Raw genomic sequence first — 24,587 nt, 5'->3', positions numbered from 1 at the left:
GACCCCCGTGGTTCTTGATGCTAGGGACACGGAACGGTGGCCGACATAGGTATTCGTACTCAGGTTTCGTGAACACGGACAACTGGTGGAGCGGCGGTCCTGAACGGACTTCCAGGGCAAGTCAGGTTCTCCAGGGTCGTGCGGCCCACCCCTTCTTCTCAGGCCCCGAGGAGGACACCAACCTGAGGACACATCCTGGGGGAGTCGGCCACCACCGTCACCCGCGACTCGCAGTCCGGCCCACGACGGCCCGACGCTCGGGCCGGTCCACACCGGTGACCTGTCTGCCTGCATCGAACATCTGGTCGCTGATGTATCCACAGAGGCGACCAACCGCCGTCCTGAGGAGATCCTCCTGCTCTGACCGGTCGAGTCTTTCAGGTCGGATGACCTGGAACGATCAAGCGTCGGACCGATGGCCGCGAGGTCGGATCAGGGCGCGGGTGACGTGAAGATAGTGTGAGGAGCGGTACTGTACGTTCTCCGCCGTACAGGTGGGTGGGGGGCCTACGTATACGGCCGGTATCACGGACTGACCCTCGAAGGCCTGGTGTTCCCGGTGAGGACTGAGGAGCTGACGCGTCGATGAGCGACGAGCTGGACCAGATGTACGACACCTTCAAGGCGCTCCTGGAGAGCTTCACGCCGGCGGAGGCGGTCAAGCGTCTGGAGCTGATCGGGGTGCAGCCCGAGAACATCGAGCGGATTCGCGGGCGGCACGAAGAGGCCATGCTCGCCATCCGCGAGATGGAGCGACCGCTCTCAGTCGTCCAGGACAACCGGGACACCTGGTACACGGGACCTCAACCCAGGGACAAGTTCTGGCCCGCCGTCAGGACACTTTTGGAGAAGGATGGTTGGTCAAAGTCGTCCTTGGAGGGGCTCGACCGGTCCTCGACCCGAGTCGTATCGTTGTTGGAGCACCCCAAGCAGCGGCACTTCGATACCCGGGGGCTGGTCGTCGGATTCGTGCAGTCCGGCAAGACCACCAATTTCACGTCGGTCATAGCCAAGGCAGCGGATCGTAAGTACAAGCTCTTCATCGTCCTGGCCGGTATTCACAACGGCCTGCGACGACAGACGCAGGCGCGCCTGATCCAGCAGCTCGTCGATCCGAACCCGACGATGTGGTCCCAGATCACCGGCTTGGACGCGGACTTCACTCCGAAGGACAACCCAGCATCCTTCTTCGGCAACAGCAACCGTACCCACGTTCTCTGCGTGGTCAAGAAGAATGCGACCGTGCTCCGGAAGCTTGCGAAGTGGCTGCAAGGCGCCGCGGACTATCTGCAGGACGCCCCCGCGTTGATCATCGACGACGAGGCCGATCAAGCCACGGTGGCGACCAAGTCCATCAATCCGTTGATCCTTGACATCATGGGAAGCCTGCCGCGCTGCGCCTACATTGGCTACACGGCGTCGCCGTTCGCCAATCTGCTGATCGACCCGGCGGCCGACGACCTGTACCCGAAGGACTTCGTGGTCAACCTGGACAAGCCAGAGGGCCACTTCGGCACCGAGGTACTGTTCGGCCGCTACGCGCTGGAGGACGAGAACCCTTCCGACGTGGATGACGGCTACGACATGATCCGCTCCGTCCCGCTGGAGGATCTGGAGTGCGTTCGCCCGGAGACGAAGCAGGACGCAGAGGGCTTCGAGCCGCTGATCACGGACACCTTGCGAGAAGCGGTCGAGTACTTCCTCCTGGTGACCGCGGCCCGCCGGGTTCGAGGCACGGGTAACCCGCACAGCACGATGCTGATCCACACCAGCGTCAACACGGCCGTGCACAACAGCTTCGAACGTCCCCTGAAGCAGTTGCTCCGCCGTGCCGCCGAGCAGTTGCAGGACCCGGCCGCGGTGAAGCGGCTTCGGTTCCTGTGGGAGCGGGAGACGGCGAAGGTGGCCGCAGTCGAGTTCGGGGAGACCAAGGTCGAGTTCGAGGACCTGCGCGCCGAGCTGCCCGGTGTCCTCGAGAGCTGCCGCGTCATCATGGACAACTCCAGCAGCGAGGTTCGTCTTGACTACGAGATGGGCCCGGTCGTCGCTATTGCGGTTGGCGGCAACACGTTGTCCCGGGGCCTTACCTTGGAGGGGCTCTCCGTCAGCTACTTCGTGCGCTCGGTGTCGGCCTACGACACACTCCTGCAGATGGGGCGATGGTTCGGCTTCCGCAAGGGCTACGCGGACCTTCCGCGGATCTGGATGACCGACGAACTGTCCGAGTGGTTCCGGCACCTTGCCACTGTCGAGACCGAGATGCGCCGGGACATCGAGCTCTACATGACGCAGGACGTGACCCCGCTGACCTTCGCAGTACGCGTCCGCACCCATCCGTCCTTGCGCGTCACTGCTGCTGCCAAGATGAAGGATGCGGTGACCGCCGCCTCGTCCTTCGGAGGCCAACGCGTCCAGACCCACTACTTCAGTACCGACAAGGATTGGCTGCGGCGGAACACCCAGGCCGCGAAGGAACTGGTGGAGTCCGCCCGCAAGCACGCGCTCAAGGTGGAGGAACGTCCGGAGGACGGACGGTACGTACTGCGGGACGTCCCTCATGACCTCGTTCTGGAGTTCCTGGCGCAGTACCGCGTGCACGAGAAGGCCCCCGAGCACGACACCGATCTGCTCGCCGGGTACATCCGCAAGCGCGCCCGCAACGGATCCTTGTTGCGGTGGAACGTGGCCGTCGTCGGCAATCCCGTCGGCAAGGGGCCCGGTGCGTTCGCTTTCGCTCCGGGAGTCGAGGTCGGACGCGTCGTGCGTGCCCGTCTCGACGTTCCGAACCCCACTCCGGACCTCGCCGACATCAAGACCCTCATGAGCCGTCGCGATGCAGCTGTGGACCTGGAGGGTGAGGGCGCAGGCCTTGACGAGAATGCCATCCGGGCCGAACGTAACCGTCAGCTTCCTGAGCACGGACTTCTCGTGCTCTACCCGATCGACGCCTTGTCGGAGCCGGCTCCGTCCCGGAATCGACGAGCCCCGCTTGCCGCCGAGGACCATGTCGTCGGCGTCGGCCTGGTCTTCCCCGACGCGGTCGGTGGGGACAGCACCGTCGAGAAGTACATTTCCGCCAACCTGTCCGGTGTGCGTATCGAGGACGAGGACCTCAGCGCCCTGGAGGCGGAGTGAGGGCCGAGGAGCGGTTGCGATCCCTCGTCGAAGAACGCTGGCAGGCCCTGCTCGCAGAACCGCCCAGTACCGAATGTATGTTCCGTACTTCGGAGCTGGCGCTGTCCACGCCCAATGGGTCGGTCGTCGTCGCGGTCGATCACGAGGGCCACCGGCATCTCATGGTGCCGATGGAGTCCCGCCGGCGTCTGCGCCGGGGGATCGACGGGCCTGCGCTCGTGTTGCGTCGTCAACCGCTCGAGGACGAAGACACATACTGTGTATACGCAGATCTCGCCTGCATGCGGCGAGACCTCGACGACCTCTTCACAGGCCTGTGCGTGGACGTGCTGGCCGCTCTGGAGCCCGGTGTCGAGGACGCGGTGCGTGCACTCCACCGAGTCCTCGACCACTGGCGGTCCCTCTTCCGTAGTTCTGCAGACCTCCTCGGGCCCGCGCAACTGGCAGGCTTGTTCGGCGAGTTGCTTCTGCTCGGGCGCCTGCTGGAAGCTGACCCGGGAGCGCACCGGCTGTGGTTGGGGCCGTCGGGGTATCGACACGACTTCTCCTCCATGCTGGCCGCCGTCGAGGTGAAATCCGCTGTCGCCCCTGATGGTCGCCGCGCCCGCATCCACGGGCTCGACCAGCTTGATCCGCCGCCTGGCGGGAACCTGGCCCTGGTCTGGTTCGGGCTCGAGCGCACCGAACACTCCACGCCGGGAAGCAGCTCCGTGCCGGATCTCGTCCGGCGGGCCATGGCCCAGTGCGATGACGAGCGGTCGTTGACCGACAGGCTCGCTTCGGTCGGCTATGCGCCTGCGGACGAGGCCTACTACCAGGATGTGCGATTCGTGGTCATCGAGGAGCGATGGTTTCTCGTCGACCGTGATTTTCCGGGGCTCACCGCGACTCGCCTGTCAGCCGCGGGTGTTCCTGTGACTGTCCAGGCGGTGGAGTACACCGTGGACCTTTCCGGCGAGACACCGGCAACGATGACCGGCACGGCAGTGGCCGAACTGATCGGCATGATGCTTCAGGAGCACGAGTGACGCGACCTGGTTGGTACTCCCAGCCGTATCCTCCTGAGGGAGCCAGTGCCGCGGAGGGCATCCGGAACCAGCTCGGTCGCCCCGAGTTGGACCTCCTGACCATCCTCGTTCGAGAGTCAGCGCAGAACAGTTGGGATGCCCGCCTCGCCGACCCGAGCGGGCCCGTGGACTTCCGGCTGGCGCTCAGCACTGTGAGCCCTGCCCATGCCCCGGCCTGGCGGGATCTCCTCATCGAGACCGCACCGGTCGGCCGCGACAGCTTTCCTCTGCGCGACGTCCTGCGCCAGGGAGCGGTGCGTCTGCTCACCATCTCCGACCGAGGGACGCGCGGACTCGGCGGTCCCACCCGCGCGGACAACGCTGTAGGACCGGAGCGTGATTTCGTCTCCTTCATCCGCAATATCGGCGAGCCCCGCGACACCGCCCTCGGCGGTGGTACTTACGGATTCGGCAAGGGCATCTTCTATCTGCTCTCGCGCCCCGGCACCATCCTCGTCCACTCCCGTTGTGCCGTTCCCGGCGGTAGGGAGACCCGCCTCATCGGCTGCACCCTTTGGCGGAGCTACGTCGACACCCGGGGGCCAGAGCCTCGCCGTTACACCGGACGTCACTGGTGGGGGGACACCACTGGTGACGTGGTCGAACCCCTTGTCGGCGAAGCGGCCGAGGACATCGCTCATAGGCTCGGGCTGCAGTCCTTCGCAGAGCACGAGACGGGCACGACGATCGTGGTGATCGATCCGAGCCTCGACGAAATGGCGCCTCGTGAAGCCGCCGACTACCTGGCCGAGACCATCGTCTGGCATTTGTGGCCCAAGATGATCGGACAGGATGGCCAGGCCCCGGCCATGCGTTTCGCCGTTGCCTGTGACGGCGTGGAGCACCCCGTCCCCAATCCCCGCGAACTGGACCCGATCGGCATGTTCGTCGCCGCGTACGAGCGGATGACCAGTTCGGACGGTAGTGAACTCCACTGCAAGAGCCCCAAGCGATTCCTGGGACGTCTCGGCCTCGTCAAGCGAATCCTCCCGGGGCTCGAACCTACACGTGCCTCACGCATGGTGGGTCTGGAGACACTCGTTCACCATGTGGCCCTCATGAGACCGGCGGAGCTCGTGGTCAGCTATCACCCTGGCCCGAAGCCGCCGAGTGAGAACCAGGGTTACGCAGGGGTCTTCCGCGCAGACGTCACCATGGACGACGTCTATGCTCGCGCCGAACCACCGACCCACGACGCCTGGCACCCGCAGTCGCTCGAACGGCCTGAGAGCACCTTTGTCCAGACCACGTTCCGTCGTATCGGCGAAGCCGTTGACGGGCTTTTCGCCCTGTCAGGTGTCAGCCGGGGCGGCTCCGCCGGCATCGCCCTCGGAGCGGCAAGTCGCATGCTGTCCGGCCTTGTGGGAGGGGCCTGGGGTGTCGGTGGCGCCATCGCCGTCGAGAAACCCGGAAGCACGGCCGTCCCTAAGCGCGGTGTGGTCGTCCGCGAGTCGGAGGAGGGCTCGGAGACTACGGGCGCCGCAGCGGGCGGGAACTTGCACATGCTGCAGACCGGTGATCACAGTTCAGCGTCGTGGGCGCAGGTGGGCGCGGAGGCGGAGAGCGGGGACTATCTTCTTGCCCCGCCGGGAGGGCACAACGGCACGGAAGCTCCGCAGAGACGTCCGCGAGTCCGTCTGGTGGGGGACCCCTACTATGACACTAGAGGGAACACTGATGTCCTCGTCCAGGACTTCCGCTTGCCTGTCCCAGGACGCCAACGCGTCAGCATCGATCTGGCCGTGACCCTCCCGGGCGGCGGGGCCCGCGAGACCGACCCACCCGCCGGCGCGGCCATGCCCACCCTTCTTGGTTGGGAGAACGACGCCGGCACCCTGTGCACCACCGAGACTTGTGACATGGACGGGGGCGAGGCTGTCTGGCGCGCCCTGGTACGGCCGGCGCCTGACACCATGACCGAGATCGACATCCGTGTCCAGGCGGTGAGGAATCCGTGACCGTTCGAGTCCTGCCCTATCGGATCCCTGGCGAAGACACTGTTCAGGCGGGCCCCTGGCGCATCGTGACACCGGACGGCGAGGAGCCTCTGCCCGAGGCACTCGCCGACTGGGACTATCGCACTGATCTTCACCTGCGTCGCACGGTCCATGTCGACCAGGGCCGGGTTCGAGCCCAGACCGGCCTGCCTGCCGGTGCACCTGTTGTCCTGTCCGCCGTCTGGACCGCCACTGGAACGAACCTCGGCGGATCGGCCGACCGCGCAAGGCTCACCGGTGAAACCTTGGAGGCTGTCGAGCTCAACGTCCACCTGCCCGGCGCGGACCTTGGCGGACTCCTGCGACTCGACACCGCCCTCCTCCTGGCGGAACGACGGCCTGACGCCCCGTCCTCCACCCCTCGTCGTGCCGGATCCGTACTGTGGAGCGACCGGACTGTGCTTCGCCTCCAGGGCGATGCGCCGCAATTCCCCATGGCTGTAGTCGACTTCGCTCGCACCTCATTCCCCGACGATGCAACCTGGCACCTCCAGATCGTTGGAGGGCTCGACAGCGCGACAATGGGATCGCTACTGCTCCTGGTCAACGAGCGGAACGAGCTTGTCACCGCTGCCGTCGCCAACGCGGCTCGGCCGCGTCCCGTCGACCGCGTCGTGCTCTCCGCCCTTCAGGCTGACGTGGCTCGGACGATGGTCGAATACGCGCTCAGCCGTGAGGACTTCGACGACTTGGCCGACTTCGCGGAAAGCTCCCTCGGAAGCACTTTGCTCAGCCTTTTCGACAGACTCTTCCCAGGACAGTCGATCACAGACATTCGCCTTCGTCGTGACCAGTCCCCGAACCTGTTCGCCTCAGAAGTGCAGGCGGCAACCCGGATGTTCGAGGTGACTGCATGAGCCTGTTGTTCCCTCGTCTTCTTGCTGCCCAGGCTGCCCCACTCTTCCACGAGTACCGTGACCTGTCCGTCGATGAACTCAGTGCCCGGTCCACGACCACCCACGAAGCAGCCGTCTACGTCGCCACCGGCGGCGACCGTGTGAACACGGCGCAACTACGGAACCTCCGCGACTCTGTCGTCGACCTGGCCCGTCGCTCAGGGTTCCCCCACGCTGCCACACGCGGAGGCAACACCGAGTTCGACCTGCAACTCGCGGCACTCCTCCACGCCGAAACGGGCATGGTGCCCGCAGAGGCCGCCTCCCGTGACGTCTGGGCATTCCTGGCCCTGGTCCTCCTCCCTGACGTTGCCTACTGGAGATATCCACACCCGCCTCGTGACCGCGTCCTCGGCACCGACCTCACCAGGCACGTGTTCGGCCGTCTTTGGTGGCGCGCCCACCTGGTCCGGGACCCCGAGGCCGTCGCCCCCTACGCCGCGCTCGACATTCTCGGCGAGGCTGCGTTCGACCAGATCTACGCTCGGCGTGCCGCTCTCGGCGGTAGCTCCCACATGGTCCGGGCCATCCTCCGTGTCTGGGACCGCCTCGACCTCCGCGGCGTCGGCGAACGTGACGCACTCCGCGACTTCCTGAAGCGACTCCTTCGGCTCGCCCCTTTCGTCCTCTTCGACGGCGTCGAGGAACATGCCCTGGACGCGGAACTCAGGGCCGTTGCGGACGAGACCGTCGAGGTTCTTCTGAAGGCGCAGGCCAAGTCAGCAGAGACGACGACGTCCCAGACGCCGCCCCTTCCCAGCGGCACCTCTGCTGCCGACGCTCTGGTGTCTGTATCCCGGGACGTCCGGCGGGAACTCCGTGCCGCGATGCCGGAATCCCGCTCGAACGGGCCGGCCGCGGCCGGCTCCCTACTCCCCGATCAGCCGTTCAATGTACATGTAGCGGATGGCAGTTCGCTCTCCGGCCGGTTCGCGCCCCGACTGCGCCCAGGGCTCCGGTCGCCGCGGTTCATCGAGCTCTATGCCGGGTGCGGGGCGCAGGCCCTGGGGCTGGAGCGTGCCGGATTTGTTCCGGCCCTGCTCGTCGACAACAAGCCCGACGCCTGCCTGACGATCAGCGCCAACCGTCCCGACTGGCCGGTTCTGTGCACGGATGTCCTGAGTCTTGGGCACGATCCGCAGCAGTACGCGCACCTGGTGGACGTCGATCTGCTGAGCGCGGGCATGCCGCGCCTCAAGGCAGCCTCGGCCGCGGGGGACGGCGAGGAACGGCGCCTCCTGCACCACACTCTCGACCTCGTCGAGCAACTGCAGCCACGTGCGATCATGCTGGAAAACCTGCCGGACCTCGTCGAGAGTGATGCCTTTCGCGACGATCGCACCGATATCGCCGAGCGTCTTGCCCGGGCCGGCTACTCTTGCCGGTGGACCGTGGTCAACGCGGCAGACTTCGGCGTCGCCCAGAATCGGCGCAGTAGCGTGATCGTGGCACTCCGGGAACCGCACGGAGCGTTCGCGTGGCCCGAGCCGGAATTGGCCGGCCCGCCTACCGTCGGGCAAGTACTCGGTCCGTCGATGGCCAGCCGCGGCTGGATCGGGGCGGCGCAGTGGGCGGCCCAGGCCGACCGTGTCGGGCCCGCCCTCGTCGGGGGCTCGGACCGGCGTGGCGGGGCCGATCTTGGGCCCACGGGCAGCAAGAAGGCGTGGGCGGCACTCCGCGTGGATGGCGGAAGCCTCTGGGACGATGTACCCGACTCGGACTTCCCCGCCGACGGCACGCCACACCTCACCGTCGACCAGGCCGCCGCCATCCAGGCTCTGCCGGTGAACTGGATGCTGTCCGGAGGAAAGACGTCACGTTATCGGCAGGTCGGACACGCCACTCCGCCACCTGTCGCCACAGCACTGGGTGGGGCCATCCGTGCTGCCCTGGGACGCTAAAATGCACCGCATGCACAGCCGCCCCGATACCCCCGGATACATCACCGTCCTCGACCTCTTTGCGGGCTGCGGTGGGTTCACCCAGGGGTTCCACGAATTCCGACCGGTGGGGGAAGAGCAGTCAGGACCCCGGTTCCGGAGCCTCGCGGCAGTCGAGCACGACACTGCCGCTGCCGCGACGTATGCGGCAAACTTCGGCGAAAAGCGTCGTGACAAGCAGGTCAGCGCCGCCAAGGTCCACGTGGTTGACATCGAGGATTGGACCCCCGGGCCGGAGCTCGCCGGCGTCGACGTGGTCGTGGGCGGACCTCCCTGCCAGGGTTTCTCGGGTCTCAACCGGGGCAAGGTCGGCGCGGAACGCAACCGGCTCTGGGAGGAGTACGTCGAAGTAGTCGAGGCCGTGAAGCCGAAGGTCTTCGTCATCGAGAACGTCGACCGCTTCGTCCGCTCCCCGGAATTTGCCGACCTCCGCGCGCGCATGGCCGGCAACGGCCCGATCTCGGAGTACACCCTGATTGATCCGCCGGGTGCGCGGCAGAGTGACACGCAGGACCAGCGCCACCGGCGCTATGTGCTCAACTCGGCCGACTACGGTGCTGTGCAGGCGCGCCGTCGGGCCATCGTCATCGGCGTACGCACCGAGCTCCTCGTTGCAGGACGGGAGTTTGCTTACCCCACCCCCACGCACAGTCGCCGTGGCGAATTCACCACCGGCGAGATCGACGGTACAAGCCTCGCTTGGGAAGCGGTGGACAGTGTCTTCGACGAGACGCGGGGCTGGGACCCCACGGAAACCGAGCTGCCTGATCTGAAGGACTCGGTGCCAGAGGTCGTCCACCTCCTGGAGAAGATCGCGGGCATCTTCCGTACGACGGACCTGCATATCCGCCGAAACCCCGAGGAACTGTCGCTTGCCCGTTACAAGGCGATCGACAGGGGCGGAAATCGTACAGACCTGCGCAACAAGGCTTACTGGGTGGACGCTGGGCAGATCAAGATCCTCGAGGGGGTCGGACCCGAAGGCTTGCCGCCCGGGGTCACCTACCTGTCGACGACGTCATGGGACAACCACCGTTCCGGCTCCGGCGATGTGATGGGTCGCTTGCGCCGCGGCCATCCCTCGGTCACGATTCGCACCGAGTTCTTCAAGCCGGAGAAGGGTCGCTACCTCCACCCGGAGCTCGACCGACCCATCACCCACTACGAGGCAGCCCGAATTCAGGGCTTCCCCAAGGACTTCCGTTGGTGCGGCTCCAAGCAGGAGATCGCTCGCCAGATCGGCAACGCAGTCCCAATCCCACTCGGCAAGGCAGTAGCGGGAGCGATCCACGAGTTTCTGCATGGCTGATACGAGTGCGGAAGGCAGTCCTGGGCGGACCGGCGAAACCCTGCGCGGCGACGCCTGAATCCGATTGGCGACATGGCTGGTCCGGCGGTTGCCTTTCAGTGCCGCTTTGATTCGACCACTTCCTCGATTGTTGCCTGAATCGAGGAAGGACTCTCGTGTTCCCAGAAGCGCAGAACCGTCCAGCCCAGGGACTCGAGATGCTGGGTGGTTTCCACGTCTCGTACGGCGTTCCTCTCCAACTTGCTCCGCCACCAGTCTGCATTTGCTTTGGGGCTGGTCGCATGGCTTGGACACCCGTGCCAGAAACATCCGTCGAGAAATACTGCGATCTTTGCGCGCGTGAACGCAATGTCGATTGTGCGACGCCGCATCTGGGGGACGGGAAGGTTGACGCGGTAGCGGTACCCGTCCCGATGAAGAAGTTGACGCACGGCGATCTCGGGCGCGGTGTCAGTCCGCGCCTGACGGCTCATGCGCTGGGCAACGGCGGGAGACGAAGCAGCGGGGGACACGAGGTACAGTTTCCCGCATTTTTCATTGCTGCGGTGTTCCGACCTGGAAATCTGCCTCCGGATCCTCGTGCCATCGTTGGCCTCGGACGCAGTCACTCACTGCCGCTTGCGCTCGCAGACCTCGTTGACAACTTGATCGACGCGGGAGCCTCGCGCGTCCTGAAGCCCGGGAGCCAAGCCAGTAGTTCCAACCCGATCACAGACGGACCCCCTGCAGGCGACTGTCTCTACGGCGAGGAACTGGTCGCTGATCTTGACGAGTGAGGCGTGGTGGGTGGCGCACCAAACGCCCGGCTGCGCGGTCTGCGCCGAGGCGGCTGTGGTGACGTCCCCGGGAGTTGTCAGTCCTGCTTCCTACGATGCCTTGGCATGGGGAGCGTGATCGTCGTCGACGAGACGACGTCCGGTGAGTGCGCCGAGGCATGGGAGCTGGCGGTGCAGGAGGAGCGGCTGACGCTGAGCGAGCTGGTGCGTCGGAGGGTGCGTGAGGAGGTCGCGCGGTATCACCAGGCCGTGCGGTACGACGCCGAGTCCGTGGAGGTGTTCCGTGGGTTGGTGCGGCCGAGCGGGGCGGAGCGGGTCCTCGACGGCTACCGCCTGCGGGGGCGGCGGGAGATCGATGCCGAGGAGCAGTGCCGACTGGCGTTGGGGGCGTTCGGACGGAACGGTTTTCTCGTGCTGGTGGGGGAGCGGCAGGTGGAGGAGCTGGACGCGGTCGTCGAGTTGGCGCCGGGGACGACGGTGGTGTTCCTCAAGCTCGTGCCGTTGGTCGGCGGGTGACGAGCCCCGTCGCCCACCCGCCCGCACGGGCGGACGGGCGACGGGGCCGGGCCGGGGGTCAGGAGAACCAGCGGCGCGGGTGGCGGGTGAGGGTGAAGCCGAGGACGCCGGTCAGGCTCGCCGTGACGGCTCCGGCGCCGGTCCACCACCAGCGGGCGTTGCCGCCGGAGAAGAGGCGGGAGAAGAAGCCCGGTGAGGAACCGGTGGCGGCGTCGGCCGTGGTCGGGGCCGGGGAGGCGGAGGCGGTGGTGCCGGATGCTCCGGCACCGGTGCTGCTGGGGCCGCCGGCCGGCAGCGTGAGCGGGGTGGAGAGCGACCCGTCCGCCGGTACGGAGGAGACCGACGCGGTGGCGAGCGTGAGCTGAGCGCTGACGGGGAGCCCGAGGTCCTGCTCGGCGAGGGTGCCGACGGTCAGCCGGATGTAGTAGGTGCCCGGCAGCGGGTCGTCGGACCAGGTTTCGGCCCAGCTGCGGATCGTCGGCAGGGTGCAGCTGAGCTGCACCGAGGCGGCGTCCGCGGTCGCCTGCGCCTGGGGGGAGCCCGCGACGCAGGGTTGGGCGCGGCGCAGACCGTCGTAGAGGTCGAGCCGCCAGCTCTCCGCGCCCTGCCCGGCCGCCCTGGTGGGGAGTTGGACGGTGGCGGTGACGGTCGGCGCCTGTCCGGCCTGGGCCTGGAAGGACCAGTAGAAGTAGTCACCCACCGCGCCCGTCGCCTGGGCGTTCTGGCCGGGGACCAGCGACCCGGCGGTGCGGAAGGTGGTTCCGGCCGGAGCGGTGGTCGCGGTGCTCCCCGACGGGGACGGGGAGGGGGTGTCGGCGTGCGCGGTGCCGCCGAGGAACGGCAGGGCGAGCAGGGTCAGCACTCCCGCCGCCCGCAGGAGTCGAGGCATGTCCGTCACTGCACCCTCCACACGGCCACGCGCCAGCGCGCGAGCCAGCCGAAGACCAGACCGCTGAGGAGACCGATCAGGGCGAGCAGCCCGACCAGGGCCCAGCCGGAGCCGAGCCACTGCGCGCCGCCACCCGCGGCGGACGCGCCCGGGACGACGTCGATGCTGAGCTCCACCGGGAACCCGGGCTGGTTGGCCGCACCGGCCGTCGGCACGCTCAGCGCGTTGGCGACGGAGAGGCAGAGCATGCCGCTGTCCGCGGTCGAGCCCGTCGAGCCCGTCGAGCCGGTCGAGCCGTCCGCGGACGGACTTGCCGTCGGATCGGGGGTGGCGGCGTCGGATGACGGGGCGGCGGAGTCGGAAGAGGCGGCAGCCGAGGACGCGGCCGGGTCCGCGGCCGGTGCCAGGGCGCGCAGCCCGGTCGAGACGACGTCGTTGCGCCCGCTGTCCGCGCCGGCGCCACGTGCCAACTCGCGGCCGTCGGCCGTGGTGGCGCGCATGGTGATGTCGTAGTGCTGCTCGACCGTCCGGTCGATGGCTATCGACGCGGAGGCACGCAGCTCGGAGCCGGCGGGCACCGCGACGCGGTACCAGTGCTCCTCCTGCGGGTTCTGCCGGTCGGTCCAGACGCCGGGCGTCAGCACCGGGGCCGTCGCGCACGAGGCGGTGCCGGTGGTGGGTGCCGGCGGGGCGGCGGTCTGGGTCGTTCCCGACTGCACGAGTTGGGTGAGCCGGGTGCTGAGCTGGCCCTCGGTGCGCACCTCGGTGTAGGTGCCGCCGGTGGCCTGGGCGATGCAGGTCAGCTGACGGCGGACCTTGTCGTCCTCGGTGAGGCCAAGGGTGTCGACGGTCAGGTGGGTGCCCTCGGCGGCGAGGGCGCGCGCCACGTCGCAGGGGTCGGGCGGCGCGCAGTCGTCCTGGCCGTCGGTGACGAGCACGATGTGGCGGCTGGAGCTGTCGACGCCCAGGTCGTTGGCCGCGTCGCGCAGTGCGAGGCCGATCGGGGTCCAGCCGACCGGGCGCAGCGTGGCGACGTCGGTCTTGATCTCGACCCGGTTCAACGGTCCGATGGGCACCGTCAGCTGGGTGTCCTTGCAGCCGGCGGCCTTGTCGTTGCCGGGGTAGGTCGCGCCGAGGGTGCGCAGGCCGACCTGGGCCTGGTCGGGCAGGGCGTCGACGACTTCGTCGAGTGCGTGCTGGGCGGCGGAGATGCGGCTCATGCCACCGATGTCCGGTGTGCGCATCGAGCCGCTGGCGTCGAGGATCAGCTCGACCTTGGGCGGGGGTTGGGCGGTGGAGTCGGTGCTGTCCGCGTGGGCGGTCGCGGGGAGACCGCCCACGAGGGCCAGTGCGGCGAGCCAGGCTGCTGTCCCGGCTGCCGCCCTTCTGAGGATGATCACCGGGGGATCGTACTGATCTTCGAAGTCACCTTGATCACCAGTGTCGCCGACGGGGTGCCGGGACGACGTGCGGGCGGGGCGTCGGCGAGCGCGAGCCGCATGTCGGCGGAGCCCCGCGCCGCCGCGCCGCGCCGCCGCACCGCGCCGCCGCTACGCGGCCGAGCGGAGCTCCAGGGTGCAGCACTTGACGCTGCCGCCGCCCTTGAACAGTTCCGAGAGGTCGATCAGCCTCGGCGTGAACCCGTGTTCGCGCAGGCGCGCGGCGAGGGAGGAAGCCGTGCGGGAGAGGAAGACGTTGCGGCCGTCGCTGAGGGCGTTCAGTCCGAACGCCGCCGCGTCGTCGTCCGTGGCCAGGATCGCGTCGGGGAAGAGGCGTTCCAGCGTGGCCCGGCTCGCCGCCGAGAACGCGGACGGGTTGTACATGATCTCGTCCCCGTCCAGCACGGCCAGCGCCGTGTCCAGGTGGTAGAAGCGCGGGTCGACCAGCTCCAGGCTGATCACGGGGCGGCCGAAGTACGCCTCCGCCTCACGGTGCCCGGCCGCGCTGCTGCGGAAGCCGTGGCCGGCCAGGATGTAGGAGCGGGTGGTGAGCAGATCGCCCTCGCCCTCGTTGAGGTGGTCCGGCTCGAGGGTGTCGGTGAAGCCGTTGTCCCGGAACCAGTTGAGGTACGCCGCGCCCTCCGCCGCCCGCTCCTCGTTGCGGAAGCGCGCGCCCAGCACCTTGCCGTCCACGACGGTGGCGCCGTTGGCCGCGTAGACCATGTCGGGCAGACCGGGGACGGGGTCGATCAACTCCACGGTGTGACCGGCCTCGACGAGCGCGCCGTGCAGCCGCTCCCACTGGGTGACGGCCAACTGGGTGTCGACGGGCTCGGAGGGGTCCATCCACGGGTTGATCGCGTAGGTGACCTCGAAGAAGTCGGGGCGGCACATCAGGTAGCGGCGCGGCCGTGCGGCGCGGGTGTCGACGGGCACAACACATTCCTTTGCAGAGGGGAGAGGACGGGATGACGGGACGGGACGGGACGAGACGGGACGGGACGAAGAGCGGGTCAGATCAGCCCGTGGCGCAGCGCGTGGGCGACGGCGTGGGCGCGGTTGCGGGCCTGGAGGCGCGACATCAGGTCGTAGATGGTGTTCTTGACCGTGTGCTCCGAGCAGCGCAGGGTGCGGGCGATCACGGCGTTGCCGTGCCCGTCGGCCATCAGGTCGAGGACTGCGGTTTGACGAATCGTCAAGGTCGGCCGTCCGGCGACGTGGTGCCGTGGCGCCGCCGCCGCCGCCGGAGCCGGAGCTGAAGCCGAAACCGAAGCCGGCGCGGGATCGGGGCCCGCGGCCAGCAGCTGTGTGAGGGCCGAGTACGGCATGCGGACCGCGCCGCAGGGCGACTTGTGGGAGGTGGTGGTGTTCACAGCATCCCCGCTCGGAGTGCGTAGGCGACGGCGTGGGCGCGATTGCGCAGCCGGAAGCGCTGGGTGATGTCGTGCAGCACGGTGGTGACCGTGCGCTGGGAGTAGGCCAGGTGGGTCGCGATCTCGCTGGTCTCGTGGCCCTCGGCGACCATGCGCAGCACGGCCCTCTCGCGGTCCGACAGGCCCGTGACGATGCCGGGCCGTGCGCCCCAGGCCTGCGCGCTGTCGGCGGAGCGGCCGAGGACCTGCTCGAAGAGGTCGGGCGAGAGGGTGCAGTCCCCGTGGGCCGCGGCCAGGACCGCCTCGGTGAGCCGGGCCGGGTCGGCCTCGCGGCGCAGCAGCAGGGCGCGGGCGCCCGCGGCGAGGGCGTGCAGCGCGTCGGCGGCGGCCAGTTCGCCCGCGACCAGGACGACGGCCGGTCGACCCGCCGTCTCGCGGGCGGCGCGCAGCAACTCGAGCTCGGCGTGGCCGAACCGGTCGACGGTCAGCACGACGACGCCGGCCGGGCGCTCGGGGGGCTCTCCGCTGGTCCTCGTCAGCTGCGGGCTGAGGGCCAGGGCGGCGAGCGTGCCCGCTTCGAGCACCGGGTCGAGGGCGACGACGCGGACGGGTACGGGTTCTGCCATGGGGTCCTCCAGGGCTGATGGACCGGCGTGCGGACGGGACGGTGTGCACCCGGCGTACGGCTCGGGCGGGGAGGCCCTGTCCGCCGGACAGGGCCGGTGCCCGGCGCCGGGGTGGTGGCGGTCGGGCACAGCACTCAGCCTGCGGTGCGGGCACGGCGGCGGCATCCGGGCCGCGCCCCCACCTTTGCGCCCCCTCGCGGCGCCGGCCCGCCCGGTACGCCGGGGGCGTGCGCACAGGGCCGTCGCGCCGGGCACGTCCGCGCAGGTGGCGGGCATGGGGGTGTGGGGGCGCCCATGGGGGTGGTGTCCGCCGGACGGGGGCGCGGCGAGGCGGTGCGAGCCCCCGGGGCGCCCTGGTGGGTGATCGGCGGAGCCGCAGGTCAGAGCGGGTGACCGGGGGCCCGTCGACGGGCATGGGGGAGCGGCCCCCACCCCCATGGGGGCCGCCGCAGAATATGGGGGTCGAGCCCCCATGTGGGGGTCGCGCGGCTCTGCGACGTTGTTCTCGTGACCGAACGCACCGCACTCCTCGAATCCCGGATCGCCGGCCTGCCGCAGTCGTGGTGGGCGCGGGGCCTGGCCCTCTGCGAGCGGCTCGCCGCTCCGGGCGCCCCGACGGTGGACCGGGCCGCGCGCCTCCGCCTGGACGCGCTGCGGACCGTCCCGTGGGCCTCCGCCCACGCGGACGGCCTCGCCGCCCGGCTGACGGCGCTCGGCCTCGGGGACGAGCTGGCGCGGGCGCTCGGCGAGGAGCAGCCGGAGCGGCTCGCGGCCCGGACTGCCAAGCCCCGCTGGGCGGAGACGGTCGAGCGCGCCCTCGAGCGGGCGCCGGAGTCGCCCGACGGGGCGGCGCAGGTCCGGCAGCACGACGGCGCCGAGGTCTTCGTTCCGGTGCTGCGACCGCTGATCGCGCAGGCCTGGGCCGAGGTCGAGGAGCGGCTTGCCCTGCCCGCCGAGGAGCACGGCGTCGTCCGGGCCGCCTTCGAGCGTCGTCTGGGCGCCCGGCTCGCCCGGCTCGCGGCGCGCACCCTGGTCACCGAGCTGCACCGGGCCCGGCGGGCGGGGGAGTTGAGCGGGACGACGTCGAGGGAGCGGTTCACCTCCTTCGTCGCGGAGCTCGGCACCTGCGCCGGCCTGACCCGGCTCTTCGCCGCCTACCCGGTCCTGGCCCGACTCCTGGGCCAGAGCTGCGCCGACGCCGCCGAGGCCACCGCGGAGTTGACGGACCGTCTGCACCGGGACCGCAAGGACCTGGTGGCCGACCTGTTCCACGGCGTCGACCCGGGCCCGCTGACCGGTCTCGAACTCGGGCTCGGCGACGCCCACCAGGGCGGCCGCAGCGTCGCGGTGGTGACCTTCGCCGACGGCTCCCGCGCCGTCTGCAAGCCCCGACCTCTGGACCAGCACGCGCTGTTGGACGAGCTGGTCGACTGGCTGGACGACAAGGCGCCCGCGCTCGGACTGCGCACCGCCCGCACCCTGCGCCGCCCCGGCTACGGCTGGGTGGAGTTCGTCGAGCACCGCTTCTGCGCGGACACCGCCGAGGCGGACCGCTTCTACCGTCGCCAGGGTGCGCTGCTGGCCCTGCTCTACGCGGTCGACGGCGCCGACATGCACTACGAGAACGTCATCGCCAGTGGCGACCAGCCGATCCTGGTCGACGCCGAGACGCTGCTGCACGGCGGGCTGCCGCAGGCCACCACCGCCGGTCACGACCCGGCCGCCGACGCGCTGCAGGCCTCGGTCCAGCGGACCTGCCTGCTGCCGACGCTGCTGATCGGAGACCAGGGCGCCCTGGACATCTCCGCGCTGGGCCGGGTCGACTCCGGCGCCTACCCGAGTGCCTGCCTGCGCTGGGAGCAGGCCGGCACCGACCTGATGCGCGCCGTGCGGGGCACCGTCGACAGCACGGCCGCGCAGAACCAGCCGCTGCCGCAGGGACTGGCCGCCGCACCGACCGACCACCGGGCCGCGCTGCTGGCCGGATTCCGCCTCGGCTACGACGCCGTCGCCGACCACCGTGACGAACTGCTGGCCGACGACGGGCCGCTGGCCCGCTGGGCGGACGCCCCGGCCCGGCTGATCGTGCGGGCGACCCGCCTCTACGCGACCCTGCTGGAGGAGTCGACCCACCCCGACCTGCTGCGCGACGCGCTCTCCCGCGACGCCGTGTTCGCGGTGCTGTGGACCGAGTCGGCCCAGGACCCCTCCCGCCAGCGGCTGGTGGAGCACGAGATCGCGGACCTGTGGCGCGGCGACGTGCCGCTCTTCACCCACCGCCCCGACCGGACGGCCGTGTGGAGCTCCGCGGGCGCCGGCGTCGACGCGATCCTGCCCGAGCCCGCGCTGACCGCGGTCCGCGCCAAGATCGCGGCGATGGGCGAGGTGGACCGGCACGACCAGGAGTGGGTCATCGCGGCCTCGTTGGCGGTCTCGGCCGGACCGGCGGAGAAGGACGGTCCGCGGTCCCGGCTGCTGGCCTCCGCCATCCCCGCGCCCGTCCCGCCGACCCGGGGCCGACTGCTCGCCGCCGCGTGCGGGGTCGCCGACGAGCTCGTGGCCCGTGCCGTGCACGCCGGGGACCGGGCCAACTGGCTCGGCCTGGAGCGGGTCGTCGGCGACCACTGGGCGGTGCTGCCCATGGGGGCCGGCCTCGCCCAGGGCTACACCGGCGTGGCGCTCTTCCTGGCTCGGACCGGCCGCGTGGTCGGCGCCGACCGCTACCTCGACCTGGCCCGCGCGGTGCTGCGCCCGCTGCCCGCGCTGCTGCGGGCCCTGGCCCTGGACCCGGAACTGAGCCAGGCCGCCGGGCCCGGCGCGCTGGACGGGCTCGGCGGGATCGTCCAGGCACTGGTCGCCCTGCGCGGCCTGCTGGGGTCGGACGCGGCGAGCGCGGACGCGCTGAGCGGCGACGGCGATTCCTTCGACGACTGCCTCGCCCTCGCGCTCACGGCCCTCGGGCACGCCGCCCTCGGTGATGCCGTCTTCGGTGGGGTTGCTGACGGAGTGGCGGGTGGGCTTGCCGGGGCGCTGGCCGCCGCGGTCGCGGCCTGGCAGGCCACCGGCTCGCCGCAGGCGGCAACGCTGGCCGGTACCCTCGCCGACACCCTCCTCGCCCGTGCCGTGGCCCCCGGCTCCGCCGGCACCGCCCCCGGCTTCGCAGAGGGCGACGCGGGCATCGGCTGGGCGCTGCTGCGCTACGCCGCGGCGGCCGAGCGCGGGGCCTCCGGCGCTGTCACGCCCGGAGCAGCGGGTGTCCGGCCGGCTGAGGCAGCCCGTGAGGCCCTGCGCCACGCCGTCGCGGCCTCCGGTGCGGATGCGCAGAGCGAGCCCGGTGCCGGCGCCGCGCCGAGCGCCTCCGGCGCCGTGGCGATGGCCGTCTCCGCGCGGAGCTCCTCCGCCGCACTCGAGACGAGCCGGCCAGGTGCCCGTCACCGCGAGGTCGGGCGGGCGCTGCTCGGATCGGCGCTGGCCGACGTCCTCGGCCGCGCGGACGGTGACGGCTCCTGGTACTCGGGCCTGCCCGGCGTCGCGCTCGCCGCCGTTGACGCGGGCCTCCCGGTCGCCGACGCGGACGCGCTCGCCGCAGCCGTGGACGCCGCGCTCGACGGCCTGCCCGGTCGGGACCAGAGCCTCGGGCGTGGCGCATCCGGCGCGCTGGAGGCGCTGAGCCTCCTCGCCGACCGGGGCAGCCGCACCGCACGCACCGCGCTGGAGCGGCGCACCGGCGAGCTGCTCGGCAGCGTGGAACTGCTCGGCCCGCGCTGCGGCACCCCCGACCAGGTGCCCACACCCGGCCTGCTGAACGGCCTGGCCGGCATCGGCCACGGACTGCTGCGCCTCGCCTGCCCCGCCGACGTGTCCTCCCCGCTCCTGTTCTGACCAGCACCTCGCACAGACCGGCACCTCCCACCTCGCGCGCCCTGCCCACTCCGTGCACGCCCCACGAAGGGAAGAACCACGATGAACCAGCTCCCCACCGCCGCGATCGCCACGACCGACGCCCTGGACGCCCTGGACGCCGTGGAGGCCGCGGACGCGATGGAGCAGGACCCCGCCGGCGGCATCACGCTGTCGGGCCGCAACCGGGTCTGCGCCCGGGCCCGGGTGCTCGCCGGACTCGTGCTGACCAGCGGCATCGTGGTCGCCCTCAGCACCTTCGACACCCAGGTCTCCGTCCAGCACACGTGATCGTGACCGAAGACCGACGACAGTGCGGGTCCGCTTGTGCGGGCCCGCACTGTCTCTTCGTCACAGGTCCTCCACAAAGACCGGTTCCGGTCTGCCTTTGTACGGGGTCAATCAACTACGATCAGCGATCATGCGTTCTCAGGCGGCACGCGTCATCGGACGCGAGACCCAACTGGGGCACCTGCGGCACGCGTTGGACGACGCCCGCCAGGGCCGGGGCGGCGCCGTCTTCCTGGTCGGCGAGGCGGGCGTCGGCAAGTCGCGCCTGGCGGCGGAAGCCGCCGGTGAGGCGTTCACCGCGGGGATGCGGGTGCTGCGCGGACGCAGCACTGCCACCGGGCCCACCGTCCCGTTCCGGCCGCTGACCGAGGCGCTGATGCAGCTCTTCCGGGGCGGCGAGCCGATCGACGACCAGGCGCTCGGCCCCTACCGCCCGGTCCTGGGACGGCTGATACCCGAGTGGAGCGTCGGGGAGCACGAGAACAACAGCTCCATGGTGATCCTCGGCGAGGCCGTGCTGCGGCTGCTCATCGCCGCCGGCCGCGGCTGCGGCCAACTGCTGCTCCTGGAGGACCTGCACGAGGCCGACCCGGAGACGCTCGCCGTGGTCGAGTACCTCGTCGACAACCTCGAGTACACGCCCGTGGTGCTGCTGGCCACCATCCGCAGCGAGTTCAGCGACGCCCTCGACCTCGCCTCGGCCGCGCGGCGACGCGGCACCGGCGCGGTCCTCGAACTGCCGCCGCTGACCCGTCCGCAGGTGCAGGAGATGATCGCGGCCGGGCTCGGCGTCGAACCGCCGCAGGTGCCCGAACCGGTGCTGGAACGCCTCTGGGACGACAGCTCGGGCAGCCCGTTCCTGGTCGAGGAACTGCTCCAGTCCCTGGTCGGCGGCGGCTCGTTGGTGCAGGGGGCGGACGGCTGGCGGGTGGTCGGGGACCTGCGCAGCGACGTGTCCGGCTCGCTCGCGCGGGGCATCCTGCGGCGCATCGACCGGCTCGGCCCGCAGGGGCTCGCGCTGCTCTCGGCGGCCGCCGTGCTCGGCCGCCGGTTCCCGCTGACCGTGCTGCAGCGGATGACCGGCGTCGACGACCGCAGCCTGCTCAGCCACCTCCACGCGGGCGTCGCAGCCCAGCTGGTGCTGCCGGACGAGCCCGCGCCGGACTGGTACGCCTTCCGGCACTCGCTCACGCTCGAGGCCCTGTTCACCCAGCTCACCCCCGCCAACCGGGCCCACCTGGCCCACCGCGCCGCCGACGCCGTCCAGGAGCTGCACCCGCGGCTGGGCGGCGACTGGTGCCCGCTCGTCGCCGAACTGCGGCTCCAGGCCGGGGAGGCCGCCGAAGCGGGCCGCCTCTACGCCGAGGCCGGCCGCCGCGCCCTCGCCGGAGGCGCGATCGGCTCCGCCGTCGCCCTGCTGGACCGCGCCGAACGCCTGCTCGGCGGCCTGGAGGACGCGCACGCGCGAGCCGAGGTGCTGGAGTCGCTGCTGCCCGCGCTCGCCGAGACCGGTGAGTTCGGCCGTGCCTTCGACCTGGCCGAGCAACTGCACGAGTTCGGCGGCGCCGACCTCAGCCCCGTGCGGATCTCCGCCCTGCACACCCGCCTCGCCAAGGTCGCCCACACCGCCGGGCGGTGGGCCGACGGAAACCGTCAGATCGCCCTCGCCCGCGAGGCGCTGGGTCCCCTGGCCGACGAGACCCATGTCGCGCCCGTGGACGTCGTCGCCGCGTACCTCGCCCTGGACACCCCCGGTCCGGACCGCACCCAGCTCGCGGAGAAGCTCGCCCGGTCGGCCGTCGAGATCGCCGAGCGGCACGAGCTGTCCACGGTGGCCTGCCAGGGCTGGGAGCTGCTGGCCGTCGTCGCCCGTGAACGCGACCCCGAGGAGGCCCAGAGCGTCCTGGAACGCGCGCTCGGCGCGGCCGAACGTCACCGGCTGCCGCTCCAGCGCCTGTACGCGCTCACGCGCCTGGGCGGCAACCGCTGGCTCGCGGAGACCGACCCGACCGGCCTGCGCACCGCTCGCGAGGAGGCGCTGCGCCTCGGCGCGGCCACCATCGTCTACACCGTCGACGGCATCCTGATCCTGGACGCGGTGCTGCGCGGTGAGTTCGCCGCGGCCCGGGAGGCCGCCGACGAGTGCCTCGCTGTCGTGCGGCGCCTGCGCCTCGCCCCCGCGATCCGCTACACGCTCATGGCCCGCGCCGGCGCTGCCGCCCACGTCGGCGACCGCGCCGCCATGGAGGAGACGCTGTCCGCGTTCGCGGCGTGGGACGGGGCGGGCTCCCAGGAGGAGGTGCTGGCGGTCGGCCTGGCCCGCACCTTCTGCGCGCTGATGGAGGAGGACCGCGACCTCGCCCGTCGCGAACTCGCCGAAGTGGCCCGTCTGGAACGCGACAACCCCAGCACGTACTACCTCAGCGGCCGACTCGGCGTCGGCGTCCTGCTGGACGTCCTCGACGGCCGCGCCGATCGCACCGCGCTGAGCGCGGCCGCGGCGACCGCGCCCGGCCGGATGCGCTGGAACCGCCAGTTCCTGGCGCTGGCCGACGCGGTCCTGCTGGGCCGCGAGGGCCGCGGCGGCGAGGCGGGAGAGGCGGTCACCCGGGCCGTGCAGGAGGCGCAGCCCTACCCCGTGGCCCAGCAGCTCGGCTTGCGCCTGGTCGCGGAGTCCGCCTTCGCCGACGGCTGGGGCGAGCCCGTCGCCTGGCTGCGCGGCGCGGAGGTCTTCTTCCACCAGCGGGAGGTGCAGGCCGTCGCGAACGCCTGCCGGGCCGCGCTGCGGGGGATGGGTGCGTCGGTGCAGCAGCACCGTTCCGGGGCGGACCGGATTCCGGAGACGCTGCGGGCGCAGGGGGTGACGGTCCGCGAGTACGAGGTGTTCGTGGTGCTCGCGGAGCGCCTGGGCAACAAGGACATCGCGGAGCGGCTGTACATCTCACCGAGGACGGTGGAGAAGCACATCGCCGCCCTGATGTCGAAGACGGGGGCGGCCAACAGAGCCGCACTGTGCGCACTCTCCCAGGGGCGCGAGGAACTGCGCGAGAAACCACCGGGGGCGGATGGCCCTGCGCGGTGAGGACCATCCGCATGTCGGTGGCTCATCGCGCAGTTCCTCGCGCCCCCGGGTGGTGCACCTACCTCATCTTGCGAACCTGCGAGGAGGCAAGCGTGGCCAGGGCCGTCAGGGTCAGGATCACCGCCGGCAGAGCGAACAGGGCCGCCGCGCCCGTCCGGGCCAGGGCCCCGCAGGCCACGAGCGAGATCGGCGCGGCCGCGTAGCCGAGGACCATGTCCACCGAGACAACGCGGCTCAGCACCTCGCCCGGGATGTTGCGCTGGATCCAGCTGAGGCCGAACACCCCCTGGAACCCGATACCGAAGCCCATCGCCAGCACCACGGCCACCGCTGCGACGGGGTTGCCGACCAGGCCCAGCGCGCCCATGCCGATGGCCAGCCAACCGGCCAGCGCCGCGACCATCAGGCCGACGCGGGGGTGGCCCTTCACCAGGCCCCCGACGAGCGTGCCGAGCATCGCGCCGCCGGCCAGTGCGCCGTTGAGGAGGCCGAGGGTGGTGGAGCCGCCGTGGCCCGCCGCGCGGGCCAGCGTGGCGAAGCCGACGGTGAAGGGGCCCGCGTAGGAGAAGTTGACGGCGGTGTCGAGCATGATGATGGTGCGGATGCGCGAGTCGGCGAGCGTGAAGCGGATGCCCTCGCGGATGCGGGTGCCGAGGCTGTCGCCCTTCGCGCCGCCCCCGCCCGCCGGAGTGCGGCCCGCCAGGGGCCGGATGCGGGAGACCAGCAGTCCGCACAGGGCGAAGCAGGCCGCGTCGACGACGAAGGCGACCGACGGCTGCGTCACCGCGACCACGAGGCCGCCCAGCGCCGGGCCCAGCACCGCGCTGATCCGCGTGCCGGTGCCCAGCAGCGCGTTGGCCTGGGTGAGCAGCTCCTTGTCCACCACCGAGGGCAGCACCGTGACCCGCGCGGGCTGGAAGAACGCGTCGACCGCGCCGAACACCGCGGCCGCGCCCAGCAGCATCCACAGGCCCAGCCCGCCGCTCAGCCCGGCCGCGCCGACCGCGCCCATGACCAGGGCGCGGGTGAGGCTGGAGGCGGTCATCAGGGTGCGCGGGGACCACTTGTCGCTGAGTGAGCCGCCGACGAGGGTCAGCAGTGCACGCGGGATGGCCTGGAGGGTCAGCACGTAGCCGAGGTCGAGGGTGGAGTGGGTGACGGCGAGGGTGATCCACGAGAAGGCGATGGTGCTGAAACCGTCGCCGAGCAGGGAGAGGGACTGGCCGAGCCAGAGCAGGCGGAAGGAGCGCAGCCGGATCGGCGCCCAGAGCGTGGGCGTGGGTGCTTCGACGACGGGGGCGGGCGCGGAGGCGGTGGCAGCCATGGCGAGGGGAGACCTTTCGTGGGGGCG

At 70.9% G+C, this 24,587-nt stretch carries 17 protein-coding genes; 10 read left to right on the top strand and 7 right to left on the bottom strand.

Annotated elements, in window-relative coordinates; translation table 11 throughout:
* The first annotated feature begins 585 nt into the window (after positions 1-585).
* From BMY61_RS20230 to BMY61_RS20205, 6 genes are all read left to right on the top strand, one after another.
* Positions 586-3,135, top strand: coding sequence for a Z1 domain-containing protein (locus BMY61_RS20230; RefSeq protein WP_042450245.1), 2,550 nt, complete (start codon positions 586-588; stop codon positions 3,133-3,135).
* The gene (locus BMY61_RS20225; RefSeq protein WP_236656085.1) at positions 3,132-4,163 is read left to right on the top strand and encodes a PD-(D/E)XK motif protein; all 1,032 of its coding nucleotides are present in this window, start codon (positions 3,132-3,134) and stop codon (positions 4,161-4,163) included. The genes BMY61_RS20230 and BMY61_RS20225 overlap by 4 nt, the downstream gene beginning before the upstream one ends.
* Before the next feature lie 86 nt (positions 4,164-4,249).
* The gene (locus BMY61_RS20220; protein ID WP_042450243.1) at positions 4,250-6,160 is read left to right on the top strand and encodes a hypothetical protein; all 1,911 of its coding nucleotides are present in this window, start codon (positions 4,250-4,252) and stop codon (positions 6,158-6,160) included.
* A complete protein-coding gene (locus BMY61_RS47115; protein WP_201777583.1) occupies positions 6,157-7,056 on the top strand; it encodes a hypothetical protein in 900 nt (299 codons plus the stop codon). The genes BMY61_RS20220 and BMY61_RS47115 overlap by 4 nt, the downstream gene beginning before the upstream one ends.
* Positions 7,053-8,996: a DNA cytosine methyltransferase gene (locus BMY61_RS48615; RefSeq protein ID WP_342342529.1), complete on the top strand. Its 1,944-nt coding sequence runs from the start codon at positions 7,053-7,055 to the stop codon at positions 8,994-8,996. The genes BMY61_RS47115 and BMY61_RS48615 overlap by 4 nt, the downstream gene beginning before the upstream one ends.
* Positions 8,997-9,006: 10 nt before the next feature.
* A complete protein-coding gene (locus tag BMY61_RS20205; protein WP_042450360.1) occupies positions 9,007-10,344 on the top strand; it encodes a DNA cytosine methyltransferase in 1,338 nt (445 codons plus the stop codon).
* 95 nt (positions 10,345-10,439) lie between these two features.
* Here the strand turns inward: BMY61_RS20205 and BMY61_RS20200 are convergent, their stop codons facing one another.
* The gene (locus BMY61_RS20200; protein ID WP_075003989.1) at positions 10,440-10,817 is read right to left on the bottom strand and encodes a very short patch repair endonuclease; all 378 of its coding nucleotides are present in this window, start codon (positions 10,815-10,817) and stop codon (positions 10,440-10,442) included.
* A 408-nt stretch (positions 10,818-11,225) separates the two neighbouring features.
* Between BMY61_RS20200 and BMY61_RS20195 the strand changes: the two genes are divergently transcribed.
* Positions 11,226-11,636 carry a hypothetical protein gene (locus BMY61_RS20195; protein ID WP_042450241.1) on the top strand — a complete coding sequence of 137 codons (411 nt, stop codon included), beginning with the start codon at positions 11,226-11,228 and terminating at the stop codon, positions 11,634-11,636.
* 58 nt (positions 11,637-11,694) lie between these two features.
* Here the strand turns inward: BMY61_RS20195 and BMY61_RS20190 are convergent, their stop codons facing one another.
* From BMY61_RS20190 to BMY61_RS20170, 5 genes are all read right to left on the bottom strand, one after another.
* A complete protein-coding gene (locus tag BMY61_RS20190; RefSeq protein ID WP_042450358.1) occupies positions 11,695-12,525 on the bottom strand; it encodes a hypothetical protein in 831 nt (276 codons plus the stop codon).
* 5 nt (positions 12,526-12,530) lie between these two features.
* A complete protein-coding gene (locus tag BMY61_RS20185; RefSeq protein ID WP_042450239.1) occupies positions 12,531-13,925 on the bottom strand; it encodes a VWA domain-containing protein in 1,395 nt (464 codons plus the stop codon).
* Positions 13,926-14,075: 150 nt separating this feature from the next.
* Positions 14,076-14,900 (bottom strand): dimethylargininase, encoded by an 825-nt coding sequence (ddaH, locus tag BMY61_RS20180; RefSeq protein WP_342342528.1) that lies wholly within the window; start codon positions 14,898-14,900, stop codon positions 14,076-14,078.
* A 77-nt stretch (positions 14,901-14,977) separates the two neighbouring features.
* Positions 14,978-15,163, bottom strand: a complete 186-nt coding sequence (locus tag BMY61_RS47760) for a response regulator transcription factor (RefSeq protein WP_236656084.1) — start codon at positions 15,161-15,163, stop codon at positions 14,978-14,980.
* Between the two features lie 170 nt (positions 15,164-15,333).
* Positions 15,334-15,963 (bottom strand): helix-turn-helix transcriptional regulator, encoded by a 630-nt coding sequence (locus tag BMY61_RS20170; protein WP_042450237.1) that lies wholly within the window; start codon positions 15,961-15,963, stop codon positions 15,334-15,336.
* Positions 15,964-16,470: 507 nt separating this feature from the next.
* Between BMY61_RS20170 and BMY61_RS20165 the strand changes: the two genes are divergently transcribed.
* The 3 genes from BMY61_RS20165 (at position 16,471) to BMY61_RS20155 (ending at position 23,236) form a co-directional block, all read left to right on the top strand.
* Entirely contained in the window at positions 16,471-19,845 is a 3,375-nt protein-coding gene (locus BMY61_RS20165; RefSeq protein ID WP_042450352.1) for a type 2 lanthipeptide synthetase LanM family protein, read from the top strand.
* An 81-nt stretch (positions 19,846-19,926) separates the two neighbouring features.
* Entirely contained in the window at positions 19,927-20,154 is a 228-nt protein-coding gene (locus tag BMY61_RS20160; RefSeq protein ID WP_042450236.1) for a hypothetical protein, read from the top strand.
* A 130-nt stretch (positions 20,155-20,284) separates the two neighbouring features.
* Entirely contained in the window at positions 20,285-23,236 is a 2,952-nt protein-coding gene (locus BMY61_RS20155; RefSeq protein ID WP_042450234.1) for a helix-turn-helix transcriptional regulator, read from the top strand.
* Between the two features lie 58 nt (positions 23,237-23,294).
* On the opposite strand, the gene BMY61_RS20150 is transcribed toward BMY61_RS20155, so the two are convergent.
* The gene (locus BMY61_RS20150; protein WP_042450232.1) at positions 23,295-24,560 is read right to left on the bottom strand and encodes an MFS transporter; all 1,266 of its coding nucleotides are present in this window, start codon (positions 24,558-24,560) and stop codon (positions 23,295-23,297) included.
* Positions 24,561-24,587 lie beyond the last annotated feature (27 nt).

This window comes from Streptacidiphilus jiangxiensis (assembly GCF_900109465.1).
Taxonomy (GTDB): Bacteria; Actinomycetota; Actinomycetes; order Streptomycetales; family Streptomycetaceae; genus Streptacidiphilus; species Streptacidiphilus jiangxiensis.
Note: the sequence above shows the minus strand (reverse complement) of the source record. Positions and strands in the feature narration are given on the sequence as shown.

Coding starts and splice junctions, on each gene's coding strand:
- BMY61_RS20230 (WP_042450245.1), top strand. CDS start 586: ATGAGCGACGAGCTGGACCAGATGTACGACACCTTCAAGGCGCTCCTG.
- BMY61_RS48615 (WP_342342529.1), top strand. CDS start 7,053: ATGAGCCTGTTGTTCCCTCGTCTTCTTGCTGCCCAGGCTGCCCCACTC.
- BMY61_RS20205 (WP_042450360.1), top strand. CDS start 9,007: ATGCACAGCCGCCCCGATACCCCCGGATACATCACCGTCCTCGACCTC.
- BMY61_RS20200 (WP_075003989.1), bottom strand. CDS start 10,817: ATGAGCCGTCAGGCGCGGACTGACACCGCGCCCGAGATCGCCGTGCGT.
- BMY61_RS20195 (WP_042450241.1), top strand. CDS start 11,226: ATGGGGAGCGTGATCGTCGTCGACGAGACGACGTCCGGTGAGTGCGCC.
- BMY61_RS20190 (WP_042450358.1), bottom strand. CDS start 12,525: ATGCCTCGACTCCTGCGGGCGGCGGGAGTGCTGACCCTGCTCGCCCTG.
- BMY61_RS20170 (WP_042450237.1), bottom strand. CDS start 15,963: ATGGCAGAACCCGTACCCGTCCGCGTCGTCGCCCTCGACCCGGTGCTC.
- BMY61_RS20160 (WP_042450236.1), top strand. CDS start 19,927: ATGAACCAGCTCCCCACCGCCGCGATCGCCACGACCGACGCCCTGGAC.
- BMY61_RS20155 (WP_042450234.1), top strand. CDS start 20,285: ATGCGTTCTCAGGCGGCACGCGTCATCGGACGCGAGACCCAACTGGGG.
- BMY61_RS20150 (WP_042450232.1), bottom strand. CDS start 24,560: ATGGCTGCCACCGCCTCCGCGCCCGCCCCCGTCGTCGAAGCACCCACG.